Consider the following 16,342-nt stretch of genomic DNA (forward strand, 5'->3'; position numbering starts at 1 on the left):
AAATATCACGCCCGACCCGCAAATGCTTGGCCTGTTGCGGGCGATGTGGTAGATCGCGCACGCCGCTTCCGATCGCCACACCAGACCGCCCGTAGCCCGCCAAAAGGCTGCGGCGGTGGAGATATTCGCAAGATGACCGCACCCAAAACCGCCTCCGCGCCCGATTCGTTTTTCACCGCTCCGCTCGAGCAGGCCGACCCGGAAATCGCCGCCGCCATCAAGGGCGAGCTCGGCCGGCAGCGCCATGAGGTCGAGCTGATCGCCTCCGAGAACATCGTCAGCCGGGCCGTGCTGGAAGCGCAGGGTTCGGTGATGACCAACAAATACGCGGAAGGCTATCCGGGCGCGCGCTACTATGGCGGTTGTGAGTGGGTCGACGTCGCCGAGAACCTCGCGATCGACCGCGCCAAGAAGCTGTTCGGTGCCAAATTCGCCAACGTGCAGCCGAACTCCGGCAGCCAGATGAACCAGGCGGTGTTCCTGGCGCTGCTGCAGCCCGGCGATACCTTCATGGGTCTCGACCTCGCGGCCGGCGGCCATCTCACCCACGGCTCGCCCGTCAACATGAGCGGCAAGTGGTTCAACGCCGCGCACTACACCGTGCGCCGCGAGGACCAGATCATCGACATGGATGCGGTTGCCAAGCAGGCCGAACAGGTCAAGCCGAAGCTGATCGTCGCGGGCGGCTCGGCCTATTCGCGCGCCTGGGACTTCAAGCGCTTCCGTGAGATCGCGGACAGCGTCGGCGCGTACCTCCTGGTCGACATGGCGCACTTCGCGGGCCTCGTCGCCGGCGGCGTGCATGCCTCGCCCGTGCCGCATGCTCACATCACCACGACGACGACGCACAAATCGCTGCGCGGTCCGCGCGGCGGCCTGATGCTGTGGAATGACGAGACGCTGACCAAGAAGTTCAACTCGGCGATCTTCCCGGGGCTGCAGGGCGGCCCCCTGATGCACGTGATCGCGGCCAAGGCGGTCGCCTTCGGCGAGGCGCTGCGTCCGGACTTCAAGGTCTACGCCAAGAACGTCGTCGAGAACGCCAAGGCGCTGGCCGAGGCGATGAAGAGCCACGGCTTCGACATCGTCTCCGGCGGCACCGACAACCATCTGATGCTGGTCGACCTCAGGCCGAAGGGCCTGAAGGGCAACGCCTCGGAGAAGGCGCTGGTTCGCGCCGCCATCACTTGCAACAAGAACGGCATTCCGTTCGACCCCGAGTCGCCGTTCGTCACCTCCGGTATTCGTCTGGGCACGCCGGCGGCGACCACGCGCGGCTTCGGCGTCGCCGAATTCCAGCAGGTCGGCGGCATGATCGCCGAGGTCCTAAACGCGATCGCGCAGTCGGACGACGGCAAGGCGCCGCTGGTCGAGGCCGCGATCAAGGAACGCGTCAAGGCGCTCACCGATCGGTTCCCGATCTATCAGTAAGGCTGGGCCACGAGGATGCGCTGCCCGAACTGCAATAGTCTCGATACGCAGGTAAAGGACTCGCGTCCGACCGAGGACTCTTCCGTGATCCGCAGGCGGCGCGTGTGCGTCGCCTGCAATTTCCGCTTCACCACCTTCGAGCGCGTGCAGTTGCGCGAGCTCACCGTGATCAAGCGCAACGGCCGCCGCGTGCCGTTCGACCGTGACAAGCTGATGCGCTCGGTGCAGATTTCTTTGCGCAAGCGGCAGGTCGAGCCGGAGCGGGTGGAGAAGATGGTCTCCACCATCGTCCGCGAGCTCGAGACCGGAGGCGAGGCCGAGATCTCCTCCGAGGTGATCGGCGAGACCGTGATGGAGCATCTGCGCACCCTCGACGACGTCGCCTATGTGCGCTTCGCCTCGGTCTACCGCAATTTCCGCGAGGCCAAGGATTTCGCCGACGTGCTCGGCGAGCTCTCCGGTGAGGAGGAAGCGCGGCTCGCCGCGATCCGCAAATGATCTTCCGTATCCTGGAGGATCAGTTCGCGCAGAAGGCCCGCGAGGCCAAGGACGCTGATCTTCGTTTCATGCAGCTTGCGCTGGCGCTCGGACGCCGCGGGCAGGGACGCACCTGGCCGAACCCGGCCGTGGGCGCCGTCATCGTGAAAGACGGCGTGATCGTCGGCCGCGGCTGGACACAGCCGGGCGGACGGCCGCATGGCGAGCCCGAGGCTTTGCGCCGGGCCGGCGAAGCGGCGCGGGGGGCCACGCTCTATGTCACGCTGGAGCCGTGCTCGCATTTCGGCAAGTCGCCGCCTTGCGCCGACGCGGTGATCGCCGCCGGCATCAAGCGGGTGGTGGCGGCGATCGAGGATCCCAATCCTGAGGTCGCAGGCCAGGGCCATGCGCGGCTGCGCGCGGCCGGCATCAATGTGGATGTGGGCCTGTGCGCGGCGGAAGCCGCATTCGACCATGCCGGGCATTTTCGTCGCATCCGGGACAAGCGTCCGCATGTGATCCTGAAGCTGGCGGTTTCGCCCGACGGCAAGATCGGCGCCGCCGGCGGCAAGCCGGTCGCGATCACGGGGGAGGCAGCACGCAATCGCGTGCATCTCCTGCGCGCGCAGAGCGATGCCATCCTGGTCGGCATCGGCACGGTGCTGGCGGACGATCCGCTTCTCACCTGCCGCCTGCCGGGCATGGCGGCGCGCTCGCCGGTGCGCGTGGTGCTCGATCAGAGCCTGCGCATTCCCGGGGCGAGCAAGCTCATAGGCTCCGCGCGCGAGACGCCGCTCTGGGTGATGGGCTCCGACCTTGCGGAAGCCGCGGCAGCAACACGTCTCGGCGCGACAGGCGCGCAAGTGATCCGCATCCCGCCGGCAAGTGCCTCCGGGCTCGATTTGCCGGCCGCGCTGCGTGCGCTGGCCGGGAAAGGCATCACCCGCCTGATGGTCGAGGGCGGCAGCCGCGTTGCGGCTTCGTTCGTCGCGGCCGACCTCGCTGACGAGGTCTGGCTGTTCCGCGGCGCGGAAGCGGTGGGCAGTGGCGGCGTCGATGCGCTCGATGCATTGCCCCTGTCGAAAATCACGCAGTCGCAGGCCTACAAGGTTCATGCTAGCGAAACATTCGACAGGGATACTCTCACCATCTACGAGCGCGCGTAATGTTCACCGGCATTGTCACCGATATCGGCGAGATCGTCAGCTTCACGCCCGTGGCACAGGGCCAGCTGCACCGGCTGCGCATCGCCTGCCGCTACGATCAGGCCACCATCGCCGACGGTGCCTCGATCGCCAGTAACGGCGTCTGTCTGACTGTGGTTGCTTCCGGCGTCGCAGGCGGCAAGGACTCTAAGCAAAGGACCTGGTATGACGTCGATGCTGCGGCGGAGACGCTGGCACTCACGACGGCCAAGCACTGGAAGGTCGGCACCAGGCTCAACCTCGAGCGCGCGCTCAAGATCGGCGACGAGCTCGGCGGGCATATCGTCGCCGGCCACGCCGACGGTATCGCGACCCTCGTCAGCCGCGAGGAGCTGCCCGACATGGCGCGGTTCGAGCTCTCGACCACGCGGGAGCTGGCGCGGTTCATCGCCACCAAGGGCTCGATCACGCTCGATGGCGTCTCGCTGACGGTCAATACGGTGAAGGACACGACCTTTTCGGTGCTGATCATCCCGCACACGCTCTCGGTCACGACGATCGGCGGCTGGAAGGCGGGGGACGAGGTCAATATCGAGGTCGACCTGATGGCCCGCTACGCGGCGCGGCTGACGGAAATGAAATGACGGCAGAGCCGTCATTCCGGGGCGGCTCGAAGAGCCGAGCCCGGAATCTCGAGATTCCAGGTTCGCTTCGCGCCCCGGAATAACAGTCTTTGAACTTGGCTTACGTGCCTGCGGCGACTACATAACGCGCCGACCCCAGTAAACGGATTGAGACGATGGCAGACGCGCGGCGCGCACCCCTGAAGGACCAGACCGACATTTCCGGCGCACGCGCGCTGATTGTCGAGGCGCGGTTCTATGACGATCTCCAGGACGCGCTTTTGGACGGCGCGGTGACCGAATTGAAGGCGGCCGGCCTGACGCATGACGTCATCACGGTTCCCGGCGCGCTGGAGATTCCGGCGGCGGTGGCCATCGTGATCGACGCGGCGGCGGCGAACGGCAAGCCCTATGACGCGGTGATCGCGCTCGGCTGCGTGATCCGCGGCGACACCATCCATTTCGAGATCGTGTCGCAGGAATCCTCGCGCGCGCTGATGGATCTTGCCGTGGCGCGAAAGCTGCCGCTCGGCAACGGCATTCTCACCGTCAACAATGAGGCGCAGGCCTGGGCACGTGCGCGGGCCAGCGAGCTCAACAAGGGCGGCGATGCCGCGCGTGCGGCGCTTGCGATGCTGCGCATCAAACGCCGCATGGCACGGGCCTGAAGCCATGGCTGACCCCACCAAGAAGCCGGCAGGGCCAAACGAGAAGAAGGCAAACCGGCGCGGCGCGGCGCGGCTCGCGGCGGTGCAGGCGCTGTACCAGATGGATATCGCCGGCGCCGGCATCAACGACATCTTCGCCGAGTTCGAGAGCCATTGGCTCGGCAACGAGGTCGAGGGCGACACGTACCTGCCAGCCGAGGCCGCCTTCTTCCGCGACGTCGTCTCGGGCGTCGTGCGCGACCAGAAGAAGCTCGATCCCCTGATCGACGAGGCGCTGTCGAAGGGCTGGCCCTTGAAGCGGATCGAAGCGATCCTGCGCGCGGTGCTGCGGGCAGGGGCCTATGAGCTGGAGCACCGCAAGGACGTGCCGGGCCGCGTCGTCGTCTCCGAATATGTCGATGTCGCCAACGCCTTCGTCGACCGCGAGGAGACCGGCATGGTCAACGCCGTGCTCGACCAGATCGGCCGCCAGTTTCGCGGCGACGAGTTCGGGCGGGGGTAATTTCCGGCGAGGGCGGTGAATTCATGCGAGACGGCTGCCCCATACTCCGCTGTCATCACCCGCGAAGGCGGGTGATCCAGTACGCCGCGGCCTGTCGATGTCACACGATCGTCTCTGGAATACTGGATCGCCCGGTCATGCCGTGCGATGACAGCGGGGGGTGGGGCTTGCATCGATGACCACTCCGCAAAACCCGTCCCCCGAAGACTCCCTCATCGCGCGCTATTTCAAGCCGCTGGCGACCGATCCCGGTGCGTTCGGTCTGGTCGATGACGCGGCGGTGCTGTCGTCGTCCGGCGACGACATCGTCGTCACCACCGACGCCGTCGTCGAAGGCGTGCACTATCTTGCCACCGATCCCCCTGACACCATCGCGCGCAAGGCGCTGCGGGTGAACCTGTCCGATCTCGCCGCCAAGGGCGCGACGCCGGCGGGATTCGTGCTGACACTGGCGCTTCGGAGCAAGGAGGATGCCTGGCTCCGGCCCTTTGCGGACGCGCTGGGCGAAGACGCAAAGGAATTCGCTTGTCCGCTGCTCGGCGGCGACACGGTCTCGACGCCGGGCCCGCAGATGATCTCGATCACCGCCTTCGGCCGCGTGCCGCAGGGGCGGATGGTCGGCCGTACCGGCGCGAGGCCAGGCGATCGTATCCTGGTGACCGGCACGATCGGCGACGCCGCGCTCGGCCTCGACGTGCTCACGGGCGGCGCCGCTGCGGCTGCGCTCACGACTGATCCCGCTGCAAGGGAAGCCCTGATCTCACGCTATCGCGTGCCGCAGCCGCGCAACCCGTTGGCACGGGCCGTGCGCGATCATGCGACCGCAGCGATGGACGTCTCCGACGGGCTCGCCGGCGACCTGACGAAACTCTGCGCCGCATCCGGGGTCTCCGCCACGGTCGACGTGACGAGCGTGCCGTTCTCGGCCGCGGCAGCAAGCCTGGTTGCCCGCAACGTCGCTTGCGTCGAGACGCTGCTTGCGGGGGGCGACGATTACGAGGTGCTGTGCACCGTCCCGCCGGCGCAGGGCGATGCGCTGATGGCCGCGGGGCGGGCGGCCGGCCTTGCCGTCACCGCGATCGGCACGATCGTCGCGGGCAAGCAGGGGCCGCGTTTCCTGGACGGGCAGGGCCAGGAATTGGTCTTGAGGCGGCTGTCCTACAGCCACTTCTAGGAATTGCTCCAAACCGGCATCTTAGTTCGCTGCACTTGGCCTAAATACCTGCCGAGATCGGCGTTTTCGGCCTTATCCGGCGTTGCACCCTCAATTTGATTTTGGCAAGCTTGCTACCGACTAAGGCCGCCCCTTTTGGGCAAGGGGCGGCTTTGTTCGAAATCAAGGCGCCGCACCGCTCGACGGACAACAAAAGGCGCCGGGGGTACATCAAGGATCTGAGGCAAAAATCACATGACAGCATTATGGTTGATAGTGCTCTGCGGAGTGCTTTCCGTCGTCTACGCGATTTGGGCGACGTCTTCGGTGTTAAGCGCGGATGCGGGGTCGCCGCGCATGCAGGAGATCGCGGGGGCGGTCGCTGAGGGTGCACAAGCGTATCTGCGGCGCCAGTACACGACGATCGGCATCGTCGGCGTGGTCATCTTCCTCTTGCTTGTCTATTTCCTCGGAATCTACGTCGCTATCGGCTTTCTGATCGGCGCCGTCCTGTCGGGGGCGGCCGGCTTCATCGGCATGAATGTCTCGGTCCGCGCCAATGTGCGGACCGCCCAGGCGGCGACCACCTCGCTCGCCGGCGGCCTCGAGCTCGCCTTCAAGGCAGGCGCGATCACCGGCATGCTGGTGGCAGGTCTCGCATTGCTCGGGGTGACGCTCTATTTCGGCTTCCTGGTGCATTCCCTGAAGCTTGCGCCTGACAGCCGCACCGTCATCGACGCCATGGTGGCACTCGGCTTCGGCGCCTCGCTGATCTCGATCTTCGCCCGTCTCGGCGGCGGCATCTTCACCAAGGGTGCGGACGTCGGCGGCGACCTCGTCGGCAAGGTCGAGGCCGGCATTCCCGAGGACGATCCGCGCAACCCGGCCACCATCGCCGACAACGTCGGCGACAATGTCGGCGACTGCGCCGGCATGGCCGCCGACTTGTTCGAGACCTATGCGGTGACCGCGGTCGCCACCATGGTGCTCGCCGCGATCTTCTTCGCCAAGACGCCGATCCTCGCCAACATGATGACGTTGCCGCTCGCGATCGGCGGCATCTGCATCATCACCTCGATCATCGGCACCTTCTTCGTCAAGCTCGGGCCGAGCCAGTCGATCATGGGCGCGCTCTACAAGGGCCTCATCGCAACCGGCGTCCTGTCGCTGATCGGCATCGCCGGCGTGATCTACAGCCTGATCGGCTTCGGCAAGCTCGATGGCGTCGACTATACCGGCATGGCGCTGTTCCAATGCGGCGTGGTCGGCCTCATCGTCACCGCGCTGATCATCTGGATCACCGAATATTACACCGGCACCGACTACCGGCCGGTGAAGTCGATCGCCCAGGCCTCGGTGACCGGTCACGGCACCAATGTGATCCAGGGCCTTGCCGTCTCGATGGAAGCGACCGCGCTCCCCGCGATCGTGATCATCGCCGGCATCCTGGTCACCTATAGCCTCGCCGGCCTGTTCGGCATCGCGATCGCGACCGCCACCATGCTGGCGCTGGCCGGCATGGTCGTCGCGCTCGACGCGTTCGGCCCGGTGACGGACAACGCGGGCGGCATCGCCGAGATGGCGGGCCTGCCGAAGGAGGTGCGCAAGTCGACCGATGCGCTCGACGCGGTCGGCAACACCACCAAGGCGGTCACCAAGGGCTACGCGATCGGCTCGGCCGGTCTCGGTGCCCTCGTGCTGTTTGCGGCCTACAACCAGGACCTCAAGTTCTTCGTTGCAGACTCCGCGCGTCATCCCTACTTCGCCGGCGTCAATCCGGACTTCTCGCTCAACAACCCGTATGTGGTGGTGGGCCTGCTGTTCGGCGGCCTGCTGCCGTACCTGTTCGGCGCGATGGGCATGACCGCGGTGGGTCGTGCCGCCGGCGCGATCGTCGAGGAGGTCCGGCGTCAGTTCCGCGAGAAGCCGGGCATCATGCAGGGCACCGACAAGCCTGATTACGGCAAGGCGGTCGACCTGCTGACCCGGGCGGCGATCAAGGAGATGATCATCCCCTCGCTGCTCCCGGTGCTGTCGCCGATCGTCGTCTATTTCCTGATCTACGCCATCGCGGGCGGCGGCGTGGCCGGCAAGTCGGCGGCGTTCTCCGCCGTCGGTGCCATGCTGCTCGGCGTCATCGTGACGGGCCTGTTCGTCGCGATCTCCATGACCTCTGGCGGCGGCGCCTGGGACAACGCCAAGAAGTACATCGAGGACGGTCATTTCGGCGGCAAGGGCTCTGATGCCCACAAGTCGGCGGTGACCGGCGACACCGTCGGCGATCCCTACAAGGACACGGCGGGTCCCGCGGTGAACCCGATGATCAAGATCACCAACATCGTGGCCTTGCTGCTGCTGGCGATCCTGGCGCACTGAGCGGCGGAGACGAGACAAGACAAAACCCCGTGGCGTGAGCCGCGGGGTTTTTGTTTCACCCTCAATCTCGCCGTCATCGCCCGTGCGGGCGGGCGATCCAGTATTCCAGAGGCCATCGTGGCGTACGGATAGGCCGCGGCGTACTGGATTCCCCGCCTTCGCGGGGAATGACAGCGGTGTGCCGAGCGCTACTGCACGTCCATCTGCAGCCCTTCCTTCTGGATGATGCCGGCGAACTTCTTCGTCTCGGAATCCACGAAGGCGGCGAACTGTTCCGGCGTGCCGTAGTCGGCGCGGGCGCCCATGGCGGCGATCTGCTTCTTGATGTCGTCGCGCTCCAGCATCGCCTTGACCTGGAGATTGAGCGCGCTCAACACCTCGGGCGAGACGCCCTTCGGCAGGAAGACCGAGAACCACGACGAGACGTCGAAATTCGCCAGCTCCGGTGCGCTCTCGCGCATGGTCGGCAGGTCTTTCGCGAGGTCGCTGCGCTCGGTGGTGGTGACGCAGAGGCCGTTAAGCGTGCCGTTCTGCACCTGCGGCAGGCTCGGATAGAGATTGTCGAACAGGATCTGGATGTCGCCCGCCAGCGCCGCCTGGAGCGCGGGTCCGGCGCCGCGGAACGGGATGTGCGTCATCTTGAGGCCGGTGAGCTGGAGGAACCAGGCGCCGGTGAGGTGAGGGCTCTGGCCGACGCCGGAGGAGGCGTAGCTGAGCTTGTCCGGATTCGCCTTGAGGTAGGCGATCAGCTCGCCGATCGACTTGATGCCGGTCTTCGGATGCGCCGACACGATGTTCGGGATCCGGATCATGTTGGAGACCGGCTGGAGCTGGTCCGGCTTGTAGGTGAGATTTTTGAAGATGCTGTAGGCGATCGCGTTCGGACCGGGATTGCCGACCAGGATGGTGTGGCCATCGGGCTTGGCACGAACCACCTCTGCGGTGCCGATGGTGCCGCCGCCGCCCGAGCGGTTTTCCACGACGGCCGACTGGCCCCAGGCGGTTTGCAGATGCGCGGCCAGGAGCCGGCCCAACACGTCGGTCGAGCCGCCGGCCGCAGCCGGCACGACGAGGCGGACGTTTTCGGTCGGCTTCCAGTCGGCAAGGCTCGATCGCGGCAGGATCGCTGCGGCCGAAAGGCCGGCCATTCCGGTGAGCACGCGACGTCGGGACAAAGTCTTAGGCACGAATCCACTCCCTGCTTCTTTCTTTGCAGGGAGGGTAGGAAACCGCAGGTGCGACGGCAAGTCGCGCGCGGCGGTCAGTGCCGGGCGGAGGGCGGCACGACGCCGCAGGCGAGGGCCATATACCTTCCGGCGGAATTGGAAGGCGTTTTGGATGCTTGTCCTGGAGCGTTTTCCTGATGCGAGCCGGTCACCGGCTTCGCCCGAAAACGCTCCGGGGACTCAGTTAAAGCTGAGCAGCTTGAACAGTGGCGTGAGGTAGCTCATCTCCTGGCCCGACGTCGGCGTGGTGCGACTGATGAAGTCGAAGATCTTGCCGTCCTGCAGGCCGTAATTCGCGAGGCGCCGCACGCGCCGGTTCTTGTCGAAATAGATCGCGATGACGCGCTGATCGACCACCTTCTGGTTCATGAAGGCGACCATGCGCTCCGAGCGCTGCGAGATGTAGTAGAACACTTCGCCATCGAGGGTCGCCACCGTGGAGGGCGTGCCCATCACGATCAGCACCTGGTCCTGGCTCGCGCCGATCGGAATCTGCTCCAGCGCGCCGGGCGGCAGGATGTAACCCTTCTGGAATTGCTCGCCGGTGCAGCCCGCAAGAGCGGCGCCGACCAGGGTCACTGCGGCGAGCATGCGCAAGCCGCGCCAGCGTGCATGAAGGCCGCGCCGCTTGTCCGCGCGCGGGCTGATCTGGTTCGTTGTCGTCATAGCGGAACTGATTCCGTCCCCTTGCGTCGCGCGAGGCGCTGAAGTACCGGGCTGGGCGTCTGAATGCAACTCGCGCGCGCCCGCTTGCGGAAACCACAATGCTTTGGCCGTTCAATCACTTCAGGAAACCCCGGCTAACCCCGTCGGGCACCATCGAAGCCATCTATGGCATGATCGTGACGCAGGCGCGAGAACCCATATTTTACCGCGACTTGGGCGTGCCCGATACGGTTAACGGGCGTTTCGACCTGTTGCTGCTGCATCTGTGGCTGCTGCTGCGGCGCCTGCGTACGGTCCAGGGCGCCACCGCAGGAGCCTCGGAGCTGTCGCAGGCGCTGTTCGACCGCTTCTGCGAGGACATGGACGACAATCTGCGCGAGATGGGGGTCGGCGACCAGACCGTGCCGAAGCGGATGCGGGCGTTCGGCGAGGCGTTTTACGGCCGCGTCCAGGCCTATGACCAGGCCATCGAGGCCGGCGGCGAGGCCCTGGCAGAGGCGATCTGCAAGAATATCTTGAACGGGACCGACCTGGACCGGGCGAGGCGGCTCGCGGCCTATGCCCGGGCCACCGAGGCTGATCTCGGCCGGGCAGACGAGGCTGCGCTGCTGCGCGCCTCCTTCAGGTTTCCTCCAGCGCTTTCCGAGGGCGACACGCCATGAGCCGACCCAATACCGGATCCCAGCCCGATCCCTGGCGGGCCCCCGTCATCGTCGCGCAAATCCCCGACACCGGCCTGCACCGCAAGCTCGAGGCCTCGGCCGCTGAGCGGCAGGCGATGGCCGAGCTTGCGGGCCTCCGCGAAGTCCTGTCGGCCGAGGCCGACTTCGACGTGGTGCCCAGGAGCGGCGGCCGGGTCCAGGTGACCGGCAGCGTCCGGGCCCGAATCGGACAGACCTGCGTGGTTACGCTCGATCCGATCGAGAGCGAGATCGAGGAGGAGGTGGATCTGACGTTCGCCCCCGAGGCCGAGGCGCGGCGTCTGGCCGACCTGATCGCGGAGGGGCAGGACGAGGAGGCGCCGTCTGAGGTCGCCGACCCGCCCGAGCCGATCGTGGGCGGCATCATCGACCTCGGCCGGCTCGCCACCGACGCCCTGTTCCTGGCGATCGATCCCTATCCGCGCAAGGAGGGGGTCGTGTTCGAGGCGGAGGTCACCGCCCCCGACCCGGAGGACCATCCATTCGCAGCGCTGAAGGCGTTCCAGGACAACAAGAAGGGCAAATAGCTGGGCATTCCCGGGAGCACCGCTTTGCTACGGGACGCGAGGTGCTTGCGCGGATGGTTTGAAAGGCTGATTTATCTATTTGATTTCGATATGTTTCCTGTGAATGTGCGATTTGGCGGCCGGATCGCCCTGGAAGCAAAAGGCTGGGGGCAAGAGGTTGTTTCGGGGTAACAAAACGCTATTGTCGCGCCCCGACCCGGGTGCGGCGTGGCGCTTGGCCGGCCGCCATGTCCGTGGCGAACTCATTTTGCGGTCCCGCTGATCCAAGACCGCACCAGACCAGGTTTCCAGGACTTTTATGCCAAGCAAGGTTCGCATCGCGCTGGACGCCATGGGGGGCGACGCCGGCGCCGCCGTGGTCATTCCCGGCGCCGCCATCTCGCTTCAGAGGCATCGCGGGACCGAGTTCCTGCTGGTCGGGGACCGCGCCAGGATCGAGCCCGAGCTCGAGAAGCATCCCGCCCTCAAGGCCGCTTCGAAGATCATCCACACCGACGTGGCCGTCAGCGGCTCGGACAAGCCGAGCCAGGCGCTGCGGCGCGGCCGCAAGACCTCCTCGATGTGGCTTGCCATCGATGCCGTGAAGAAGGGCGAGGCGGATGTCGCGGTCTCCGCCGGCAATACCGGCGCGCTGATGGCGATGTCGCGCTTCCATCTGCGGACGTTGCCGGGGATCGACCGCCCGGCGATCACGGGCGTTTGGCCGACCAAGCGCGGCGAATCCGTCGTGCTTGACCTCGGCGCCACCATCGGCGGCGACGCGCACCATCTGGTGTCGCTCGCGGTGATGGGCGCGGCGATGGCAAGCGTGCTGTTCGACAAGAAGCGCCCCACGGTCGGGCTGCTCAATATCGGGGTCGAGGAGATCAAGGGGCACGAGGAGATCCGGGAAGCCGGGGAAATCCTGCGCGCGAGGAACCTGCCGGAACTCGACTATATCGGTTTCGTCGAGGGCGACGGCATCGGCAAGGGGCACGCCGACGTCATCGTGACCGAAGGTTACAGCGGCAATATCGCGCTCAAGGCTGCCGAGGGAACCGCGCGGCAGATGGCGGAACTCTTGCGCGAAGGGATGCAGCGGAGCTGGATGTCCAAGCTCGGCTACCTCTTCGCCCGCGACGCCTTTCAGGCGTTGCGCAACAAGATGGACCCGAATAAGTCCAATGGCGGCGTGTTCCTGGGTTTGAACGGATTAGTGGTCAAGAGCCACGGCGGAATCAGCGCCGAAGGCTTTGCCTCAGCGATCGATGTTGGCTATGAGATGGTCAAATTCGATCTCCTGAACAAGATCAATCAGATGCTCAACCGCGAAGGTGGTGCACTCAATTCCGTGCAGGCCGCGCAGGAGGCTGTTTCGTGACTCAGATTCGTTCGGTCGTGCTGGGCTGCGGCTCTTATTTGCCGGAGCAGGTGGTGACCAACGCCCAGCTGGCGGCGCGCATTGATACGTCCGATGAGTGGATCGTGCAGCGCACCGGCATTCGCGAGCGGCACATCGCCGCCGAGGGCGAGTTCACCTCGCATCTGGCGATCAAGGCGGCGCAGGCTGCGCTGACCGACGCCGGCATGGACGCGCAGTCGATCGACCTGATCGTGCTCGCGACCTCGACGCCGGACAACACCTTCCCGGCGACGGCGGTCGCCGTGCAGCATGGGCTCGGCATCACCCACGGCGCGGCCTTCGACCTCCAGGCGGTATGCTCCGGCTTCGTGTTCGCGCTCGCCACCGCCGACAATTTCCTGCGCACGGGCGCCTTCAAGCGCGCGCTGGTGATCGGCGCGGAGACCTTCTCGCGCATCCTCGACTGGAACGACCGCGGCACCTGCGTGCTGTTCGGTGACGGCGCCGGCGCGGTGGTGCTGGAGGCGCAGGAGCAGCCGGGCAAGGCCGCGACGGACCGCGGCATCGTCACCACGCATCTGCGCTCCGACGGCCGCCACAAGGCAAAGCTGTTCGTCGACGGCGGGCCGTCCTCGACCCAGACCGTCGGCCATCTGCGCATGGAGGGCCGCGAGGTCTTCAAGCATGCGGTCGGCATGATCACCGACGTCATCGTCGATGCCTTCCAGGCCACCGGGCTCAATGCCGAGACCATCGACTGGTTCGTGCCGCACCAGGCCAACAAGCGAATCATCGACGCTTCCGCCCACAAGCTCCACATCGCGCCGGAGAAGGTGGTGCTGACCGTGGACCGTCACGGCAACACCTCGGCCGCCTCGATTCCGCTGGCGTTGTCGGTGGCCCGCAAGGACGGCCGCATCAAGAAGGGCGACATGGTCCTGCTGGAGGCCATGGGCGGCGGCTTCACCTGGGGCTCCGCGCTCGTGCGCTGGTAGAGCAACAGTCGATAAAATTTTGCCGGATTTGGCCGCAAGATCGATGCGCCTGCATTGATGAGCGCTGTTGACCGCCGTATCGTAACCTCATAATTTCAGACAACAATTGTTCGCCGTGATGTGGGGCAGGGCGATGACCGATCAAAGTAAAACCGTAACGCGTGTTGATCTGTGCGAAGCCGTCTACCAGAAGGTGGGCCTGTCGCGCACGGAATCGTCCGCCTTCGTGGAACTCGTGCTGAAGGAGATCACCGACTGCCTGGAAAAGGGCGAGACGGTGAAACTGTCCTCGTTCGGGTCCTTCATGGTCCGCAAAAAAGGTCAGCGCATCGGCCGCAACCCGAAGACCGGCACCGAGGTGCCGATCTCGCCGCGCCGCGTCATGGTGTTCAAGCCGTCGGCGATCCTGAAGCAGCGGATCAACGGCCAGCACCGCGCCAACGGTGACGCCAGCAAGGCTCCACAAGAGGCGTAACGCCTCTCGCAAAGGATTTGGCATTTGGACAAGGCGCCGGATGCGTTCCGAACCATCAGCGAAGTAGCGCAGGAGCTCGACATTCCGCAGCACGTGCTGCGGTTCTGGGAGACCCGATTCTCCCAGATCAAGCCGATGAAGCGCAGCGGCGGCCGCCGCTATTACCGCCCCGACGACGTCGACCTGCTCAAGGGCATCCGCCGTCTGCTCTACGGGGAGGGCTACACCATCCGCGGGGTGCAGCGGATCCTGAAGGAGCACGGCGTCAAATCGGTGCAGGGTCTCGCCGACAGCGCGGCCGCGGTCTCGTTCGGCGCCATCGAGGACGCCATCGGCGCCAGCCTGATGGAGCCCGACGACGAGGAGGCGCCGATCAAGGGCGTCGCCGACACCGACGATGACGACTACCAGGGCGACGAAGAGGAGGGCATCGACTTCCGCTTCACCGAGGTCGACGACGAGGAAATCCTCACCACCTTCCGCAAGGGCGGCACCGCCGCCGCGCCCGCCGGCCCCAGCGCGCTGGACCGGGAACGGCTAGGGCGTGTCCTCGCCGACCTCGTCGCCTGCCGCGAGATGCTGGATCAGGCGCTGAAGGACGGGTAGGGGCGGGTTCAGTCGGCTTTGCCGGCAGTTCCGGGCGCTCGGGCTCCGAGCCCTTGGAGGGAGAGGCACCAAAATGCTGCGGCCTCGCCTTGCGCAAAGCAGCGATCCTAGCTAATGGAACGACGTTCGGAGCGTGGCGCAGCCCGGTTAGCGCACTAGTCTGGGAGACTAGGGGTCGGAGGTTCAAATCCTCTCGCTCCGACCATTTTTTCCAAATCATGGTGGATAGACTGTCGGCGTAGAGAGCGCTCCCGCCGGGGACGCGGGCGCGGCGATCACCAGCGGCGACTCCTTGGATGGTCGGCAAACCAAAATGCCGAAAACAACCCCATGCACAGTAGCGATGTCGTTGATTGGATGTCGTTTTTCCGAATCGATTTGACCCGTCTGGCGGCGCAGGGGCATTATGTCGGCATGCCAGCCTGCGGGATTGGGAATGCTCCGGATCGCTCTGCTCTGCGCGTTCGCGCTGACCGCCTCGGCCACTTTGGCCGGTGACGGACCAAAAGATCGAGAAACTGATCAGCTCATTCAGGTTCTTCGTGACGAGATCGCGCGCGAGGATTGTCTGTGGCGCGAGAGCTTGGCGCGACTATCCAATCAAACTCCAGACGAACAGCAGAGGATTGCCGGGCTCGTTGCCCATTTCTGCAGTCAGAAGAGTCGAGAACGGATCATTCAGGGGACGTCGACGGAAGATCTCGTCAGGCACGAAGTCGCGGGATACGACCAACTGTGGGCGCAGGAGAGGGCGATCGCGATCGGACGGCAGATTCGAGAGCTTCGAGAGCGCCGGATTCCCTAGAAGCATGGCTGTTGAGCATTGACATCCGCCTACCTCAAATACCCCACCACCATCCGCGTCGTCTCGTCCACCAGCGTCCGCACCATCTTCTCCGTCAACATCTCGGCGTGGTTTAGCACGGTGTTGTGCGCGACGGATTCGATCGCACTCACGCAGATGAAGGTCGCGACATCGAGGTCGATCTTGCGCATCTCCTTGCGGCGGCTTTCGAGATAGGCGCGCACTAACGTTTGGACCTCGCGGTTGAAGGCTTCGACATCCCTAAGCTGTCCTGTGCGCGGGATCTGCTCGGCGAGGACGCGGTGTAGCTTCGGGTCGATGCGGTGGGCTTCGATTGCGACGGTGACGAGCTTTCGCACCGCCTTGTCGATCGGCAGGTCGGCGACTTCCGCGAGCGCGGTGCGGACGAGGCCCATGATCTCCTCGTTGTGACGATCGATCACGGTGGCGACCAGGGCCTCCTTGCTCGGAAAATACTGGTAGAGCGAGCCGACGCTGACGCCGGCGATCTCGGCGATGCGGTTGGTGCTGGCCTTCTCGAAGCCTTCGCGGACCAGAATGCGAGCTGTCGCCTCGACCAGCGCGTCGACGGTGGCGCGTGATCGCGCCTGCAAGGCGTTTTTC

18 protein-coding genes and 1 tRNA gene are annotated in these 16,342 nt (G+C 65.6%); 16 read left to right on the top strand and 3 right to left on the bottom strand.

The features are described 5' to 3' along the window. The first annotated feature begins 132 nt into the window (after nucleotides 1-132). The 8 genes from glyA (at nucleotide 133) to RAD10_RS32775 (ending at nucleotide 8,375) form a co-directional block, all read left to right on the top strand. Nucleotides 133-1,431 carry a serine hydroxymethyltransferase gene (gene glyA, locus RAD10_RS32740; RefSeq protein WP_461620643.1) on the top strand — a complete coding sequence of 433 codons (1,299 nt, stop codon included), beginning with the start codon at nucleotides 133-135 and terminating at the stop codon, nucleotides 1,429-1,431. Nucleotides 1,432-1,446: 15 nt separating this feature from the next. Then, the gene (gene nrdR, locus RAD10_RS32745; protein WP_011087793.1) at nucleotides 1,447-1,929 is read left to right on the top strand and encodes a transcriptional regulator NrdR; all 483 of its coding nucleotides are present in this window, start codon (nucleotides 1,447-1,449) and stop codon (nucleotides 1,927-1,929) included. Then, on the top strand, nucleotides 1,926-3,074 hold the full coding sequence (gene ribD, locus RAD10_RS32750) for a bifunctional diaminohydroxyphosphoribosylaminopyrimidine deaminase/5-amino-6-(5-phosphoribosylamino)uracil reductase RibD (protein ID WP_461620644.1): 1,149 nt from the start codon (nucleotides 1,926-1,928) through the stop codon (nucleotides 3,072-3,074). Before nrdR ends, ribD begins: the two co-directional genes overlap by 4 nt. Continuing rightward, nucleotides 3,074-3,697, top strand: coding sequence for a riboflavin synthase (locus RAD10_RS32755; protein ID WP_461620645.1), 624 nt, complete (start codon nucleotides 3,074-3,076; stop codon nucleotides 3,695-3,697). Before ribD ends, RAD10_RS32755 begins: the two co-directional genes overlap by 1 nt. Nucleotides 3,698-3,852: 155 nt before the next feature. Continuing rightward, on the top strand, nucleotides 3,853-4,344 hold the full coding sequence (gene ribH / locus RAD10_RS32760) for a 6,7-dimethyl-8-ribityllumazine synthase (RefSeq protein ID WP_461620646.1): 492 nt from the start codon (nucleotides 3,853-3,855) through the stop codon (nucleotides 4,342-4,344). Between the two features lie 4 nt (nucleotides 4,345-4,348). Next, on the top strand, nucleotides 4,349-4,846 hold the full coding sequence (gene nusB / locus RAD10_RS32765; protein ID WP_461620647.1) for a transcription antitermination factor NusB: 498 nt from the start codon (nucleotides 4,349-4,351) through the stop codon (nucleotides 4,844-4,846). Between the two features lie 175 nt (nucleotides 4,847-5,021). Beyond that, nucleotides 5,022-6,020 carry a thiamine-phosphate kinase gene (gene thiL, locus RAD10_RS32770; protein WP_461620648.1) on the top strand — a complete coding sequence of 333 codons (999 nt, stop codon included), beginning with the start codon at nucleotides 5,022-5,024 and terminating at the stop codon, nucleotides 6,018-6,020. 234 nt (nucleotides 6,021-6,254) lie between these two features. Further along, nucleotides 6,255-8,375 carry a sodium-translocating pyrophosphatase gene (locus RAD10_RS32775; protein ID WP_461620649.1) on the top strand — a complete coding sequence of 707 codons (2,121 nt, stop codon included), beginning with the start codon at nucleotides 6,255-6,257 and terminating at the stop codon, nucleotides 8,373-8,375. Between the two features lie 188 nt (nucleotides 8,376-8,563). Here RAD10_RS32775 and RAD10_RS32780 read toward each other — a convergent pair whose 3' ends face one another. Together RAD10_RS32780 and RAD10_RS32785 are read right to left on the bottom strand one after the other, a co-directional pair. Beyond that, entirely contained in the window at nucleotides 8,564-9,562 is a 999-nt protein-coding gene (locus tag RAD10_RS32780; RefSeq protein WP_461620650.1) for a Bug family tripartite tricarboxylate transporter substrate binding protein, read from the bottom strand. Between the two features lie 219 nt (nucleotides 9,563-9,781). Next, entirely contained in the window at nucleotides 9,782-10,267 is a 486-nt protein-coding gene (locus RAD10_RS32785) for an outer membrane protein assembly factor BamE (protein WP_461620651.1), read from the bottom strand. Between the two features lie 98 nt (nucleotides 10,268-10,365). On the opposite strand from RAD10_RS32785, the gene RAD10_RS32790 reads away from it, so the two are divergent. The 8 genes from RAD10_RS32790 (at nucleotide 10,366) to RAD10_RS32825 (ending at nucleotide 15,718) form a co-directional block, all read left to right on the top strand. Further along, nucleotides 10,366-10,929: a ubiquinol-cytochrome C chaperone family protein gene (locus RAD10_RS32790; protein WP_461620652.1), complete on the top strand. Its 564-nt coding sequence runs from the start codon at nucleotides 10,366-10,368 to the stop codon at nucleotides 10,927-10,929. Continuing rightward, nucleotides 10,926-11,495, top strand: a complete 570-nt coding sequence (locus RAD10_RS32795) for a YceD family protein (protein WP_461620653.1) — start codon at nucleotides 10,926-10,928, stop codon at nucleotides 11,493-11,495. The genes RAD10_RS32790 and RAD10_RS32795 overlap by 4 nt, the downstream gene beginning before the upstream one ends. Nucleotides 11,496-11,793: 298 nt before the next feature. Further along, complete coding sequence (gene plsX, locus RAD10_RS32800) at nucleotides 11,794-12,855, top strand: phosphate acyltransferase PlsX (RefSeq protein WP_461620654.1); 1,062 nt, start codon at nucleotides 11,794-11,796, stop codon at nucleotides 12,853-12,855. Further along, nucleotides 12,852-13,832, top strand: a complete 981-nt coding sequence (locus RAD10_RS32805; protein ID WP_018320056.1) for a beta-ketoacyl-ACP synthase III — start codon at nucleotides 12,852-12,854, stop codon at nucleotides 13,830-13,832. Before plsX ends, RAD10_RS32805 begins: the two co-directional genes overlap by 4 nt. 133 nt (nucleotides 13,833-13,965) lie before the next feature. Further along, nucleotides 13,966-14,307: an integration host factor subunit alpha gene (locus RAD10_RS32810; protein WP_026202294.1), complete on the top strand. Its 342-nt coding sequence runs from the start codon at nucleotides 13,966-13,968 to the stop codon at nucleotides 14,305-14,307. 24 nt (nucleotides 14,308-14,331) lie between these two features. After that, nucleotides 14,332-14,913, top strand: a complete 582-nt coding sequence (locus RAD10_RS32815) for a MerR family transcriptional regulator (RefSeq protein ID WP_091965202.1) — start codon at nucleotides 14,332-14,334, stop codon at nucleotides 14,911-14,913. Between the two features lie 127 nt (nucleotides 14,914-15,040). Next, nucleotides 15,041-15,118: transfer RNA gene (locus RAD10_RS32820), tRNA-Pro, on the top strand. A gap of 231 nt (nucleotides 15,119-15,349) precedes the next feature. Next, a complete protein-coding gene (locus tag RAD10_RS32825) occupies nucleotides 15,350-15,718 on the top strand; it encodes a hypothetical protein (RefSeq protein WP_461620655.1) in 369 nt (122 codons plus the stop codon). Nucleotides 15,719-15,747: 29 nt separating this feature from the next. On the opposite strand, the gene RAD10_RS32830 is transcribed toward RAD10_RS32825, so the two are convergent. After that, the gene (locus RAD10_RS32830; protein ID WP_461620656.1) at nucleotides 15,748-16,332 is read right to left on the bottom strand and encodes a TetR/AcrR family transcriptional regulator; all 585 of its coding nucleotides are present in this window, start codon (nucleotides 16,330-16,332) and stop codon (nucleotides 15,748-15,750) included. Nucleotides 16,333-16,342: the final 10 nt, after the last annotated feature.

The organism is Bradyrhizobium sp. 23AC (genome assembly GCF_054863025.1).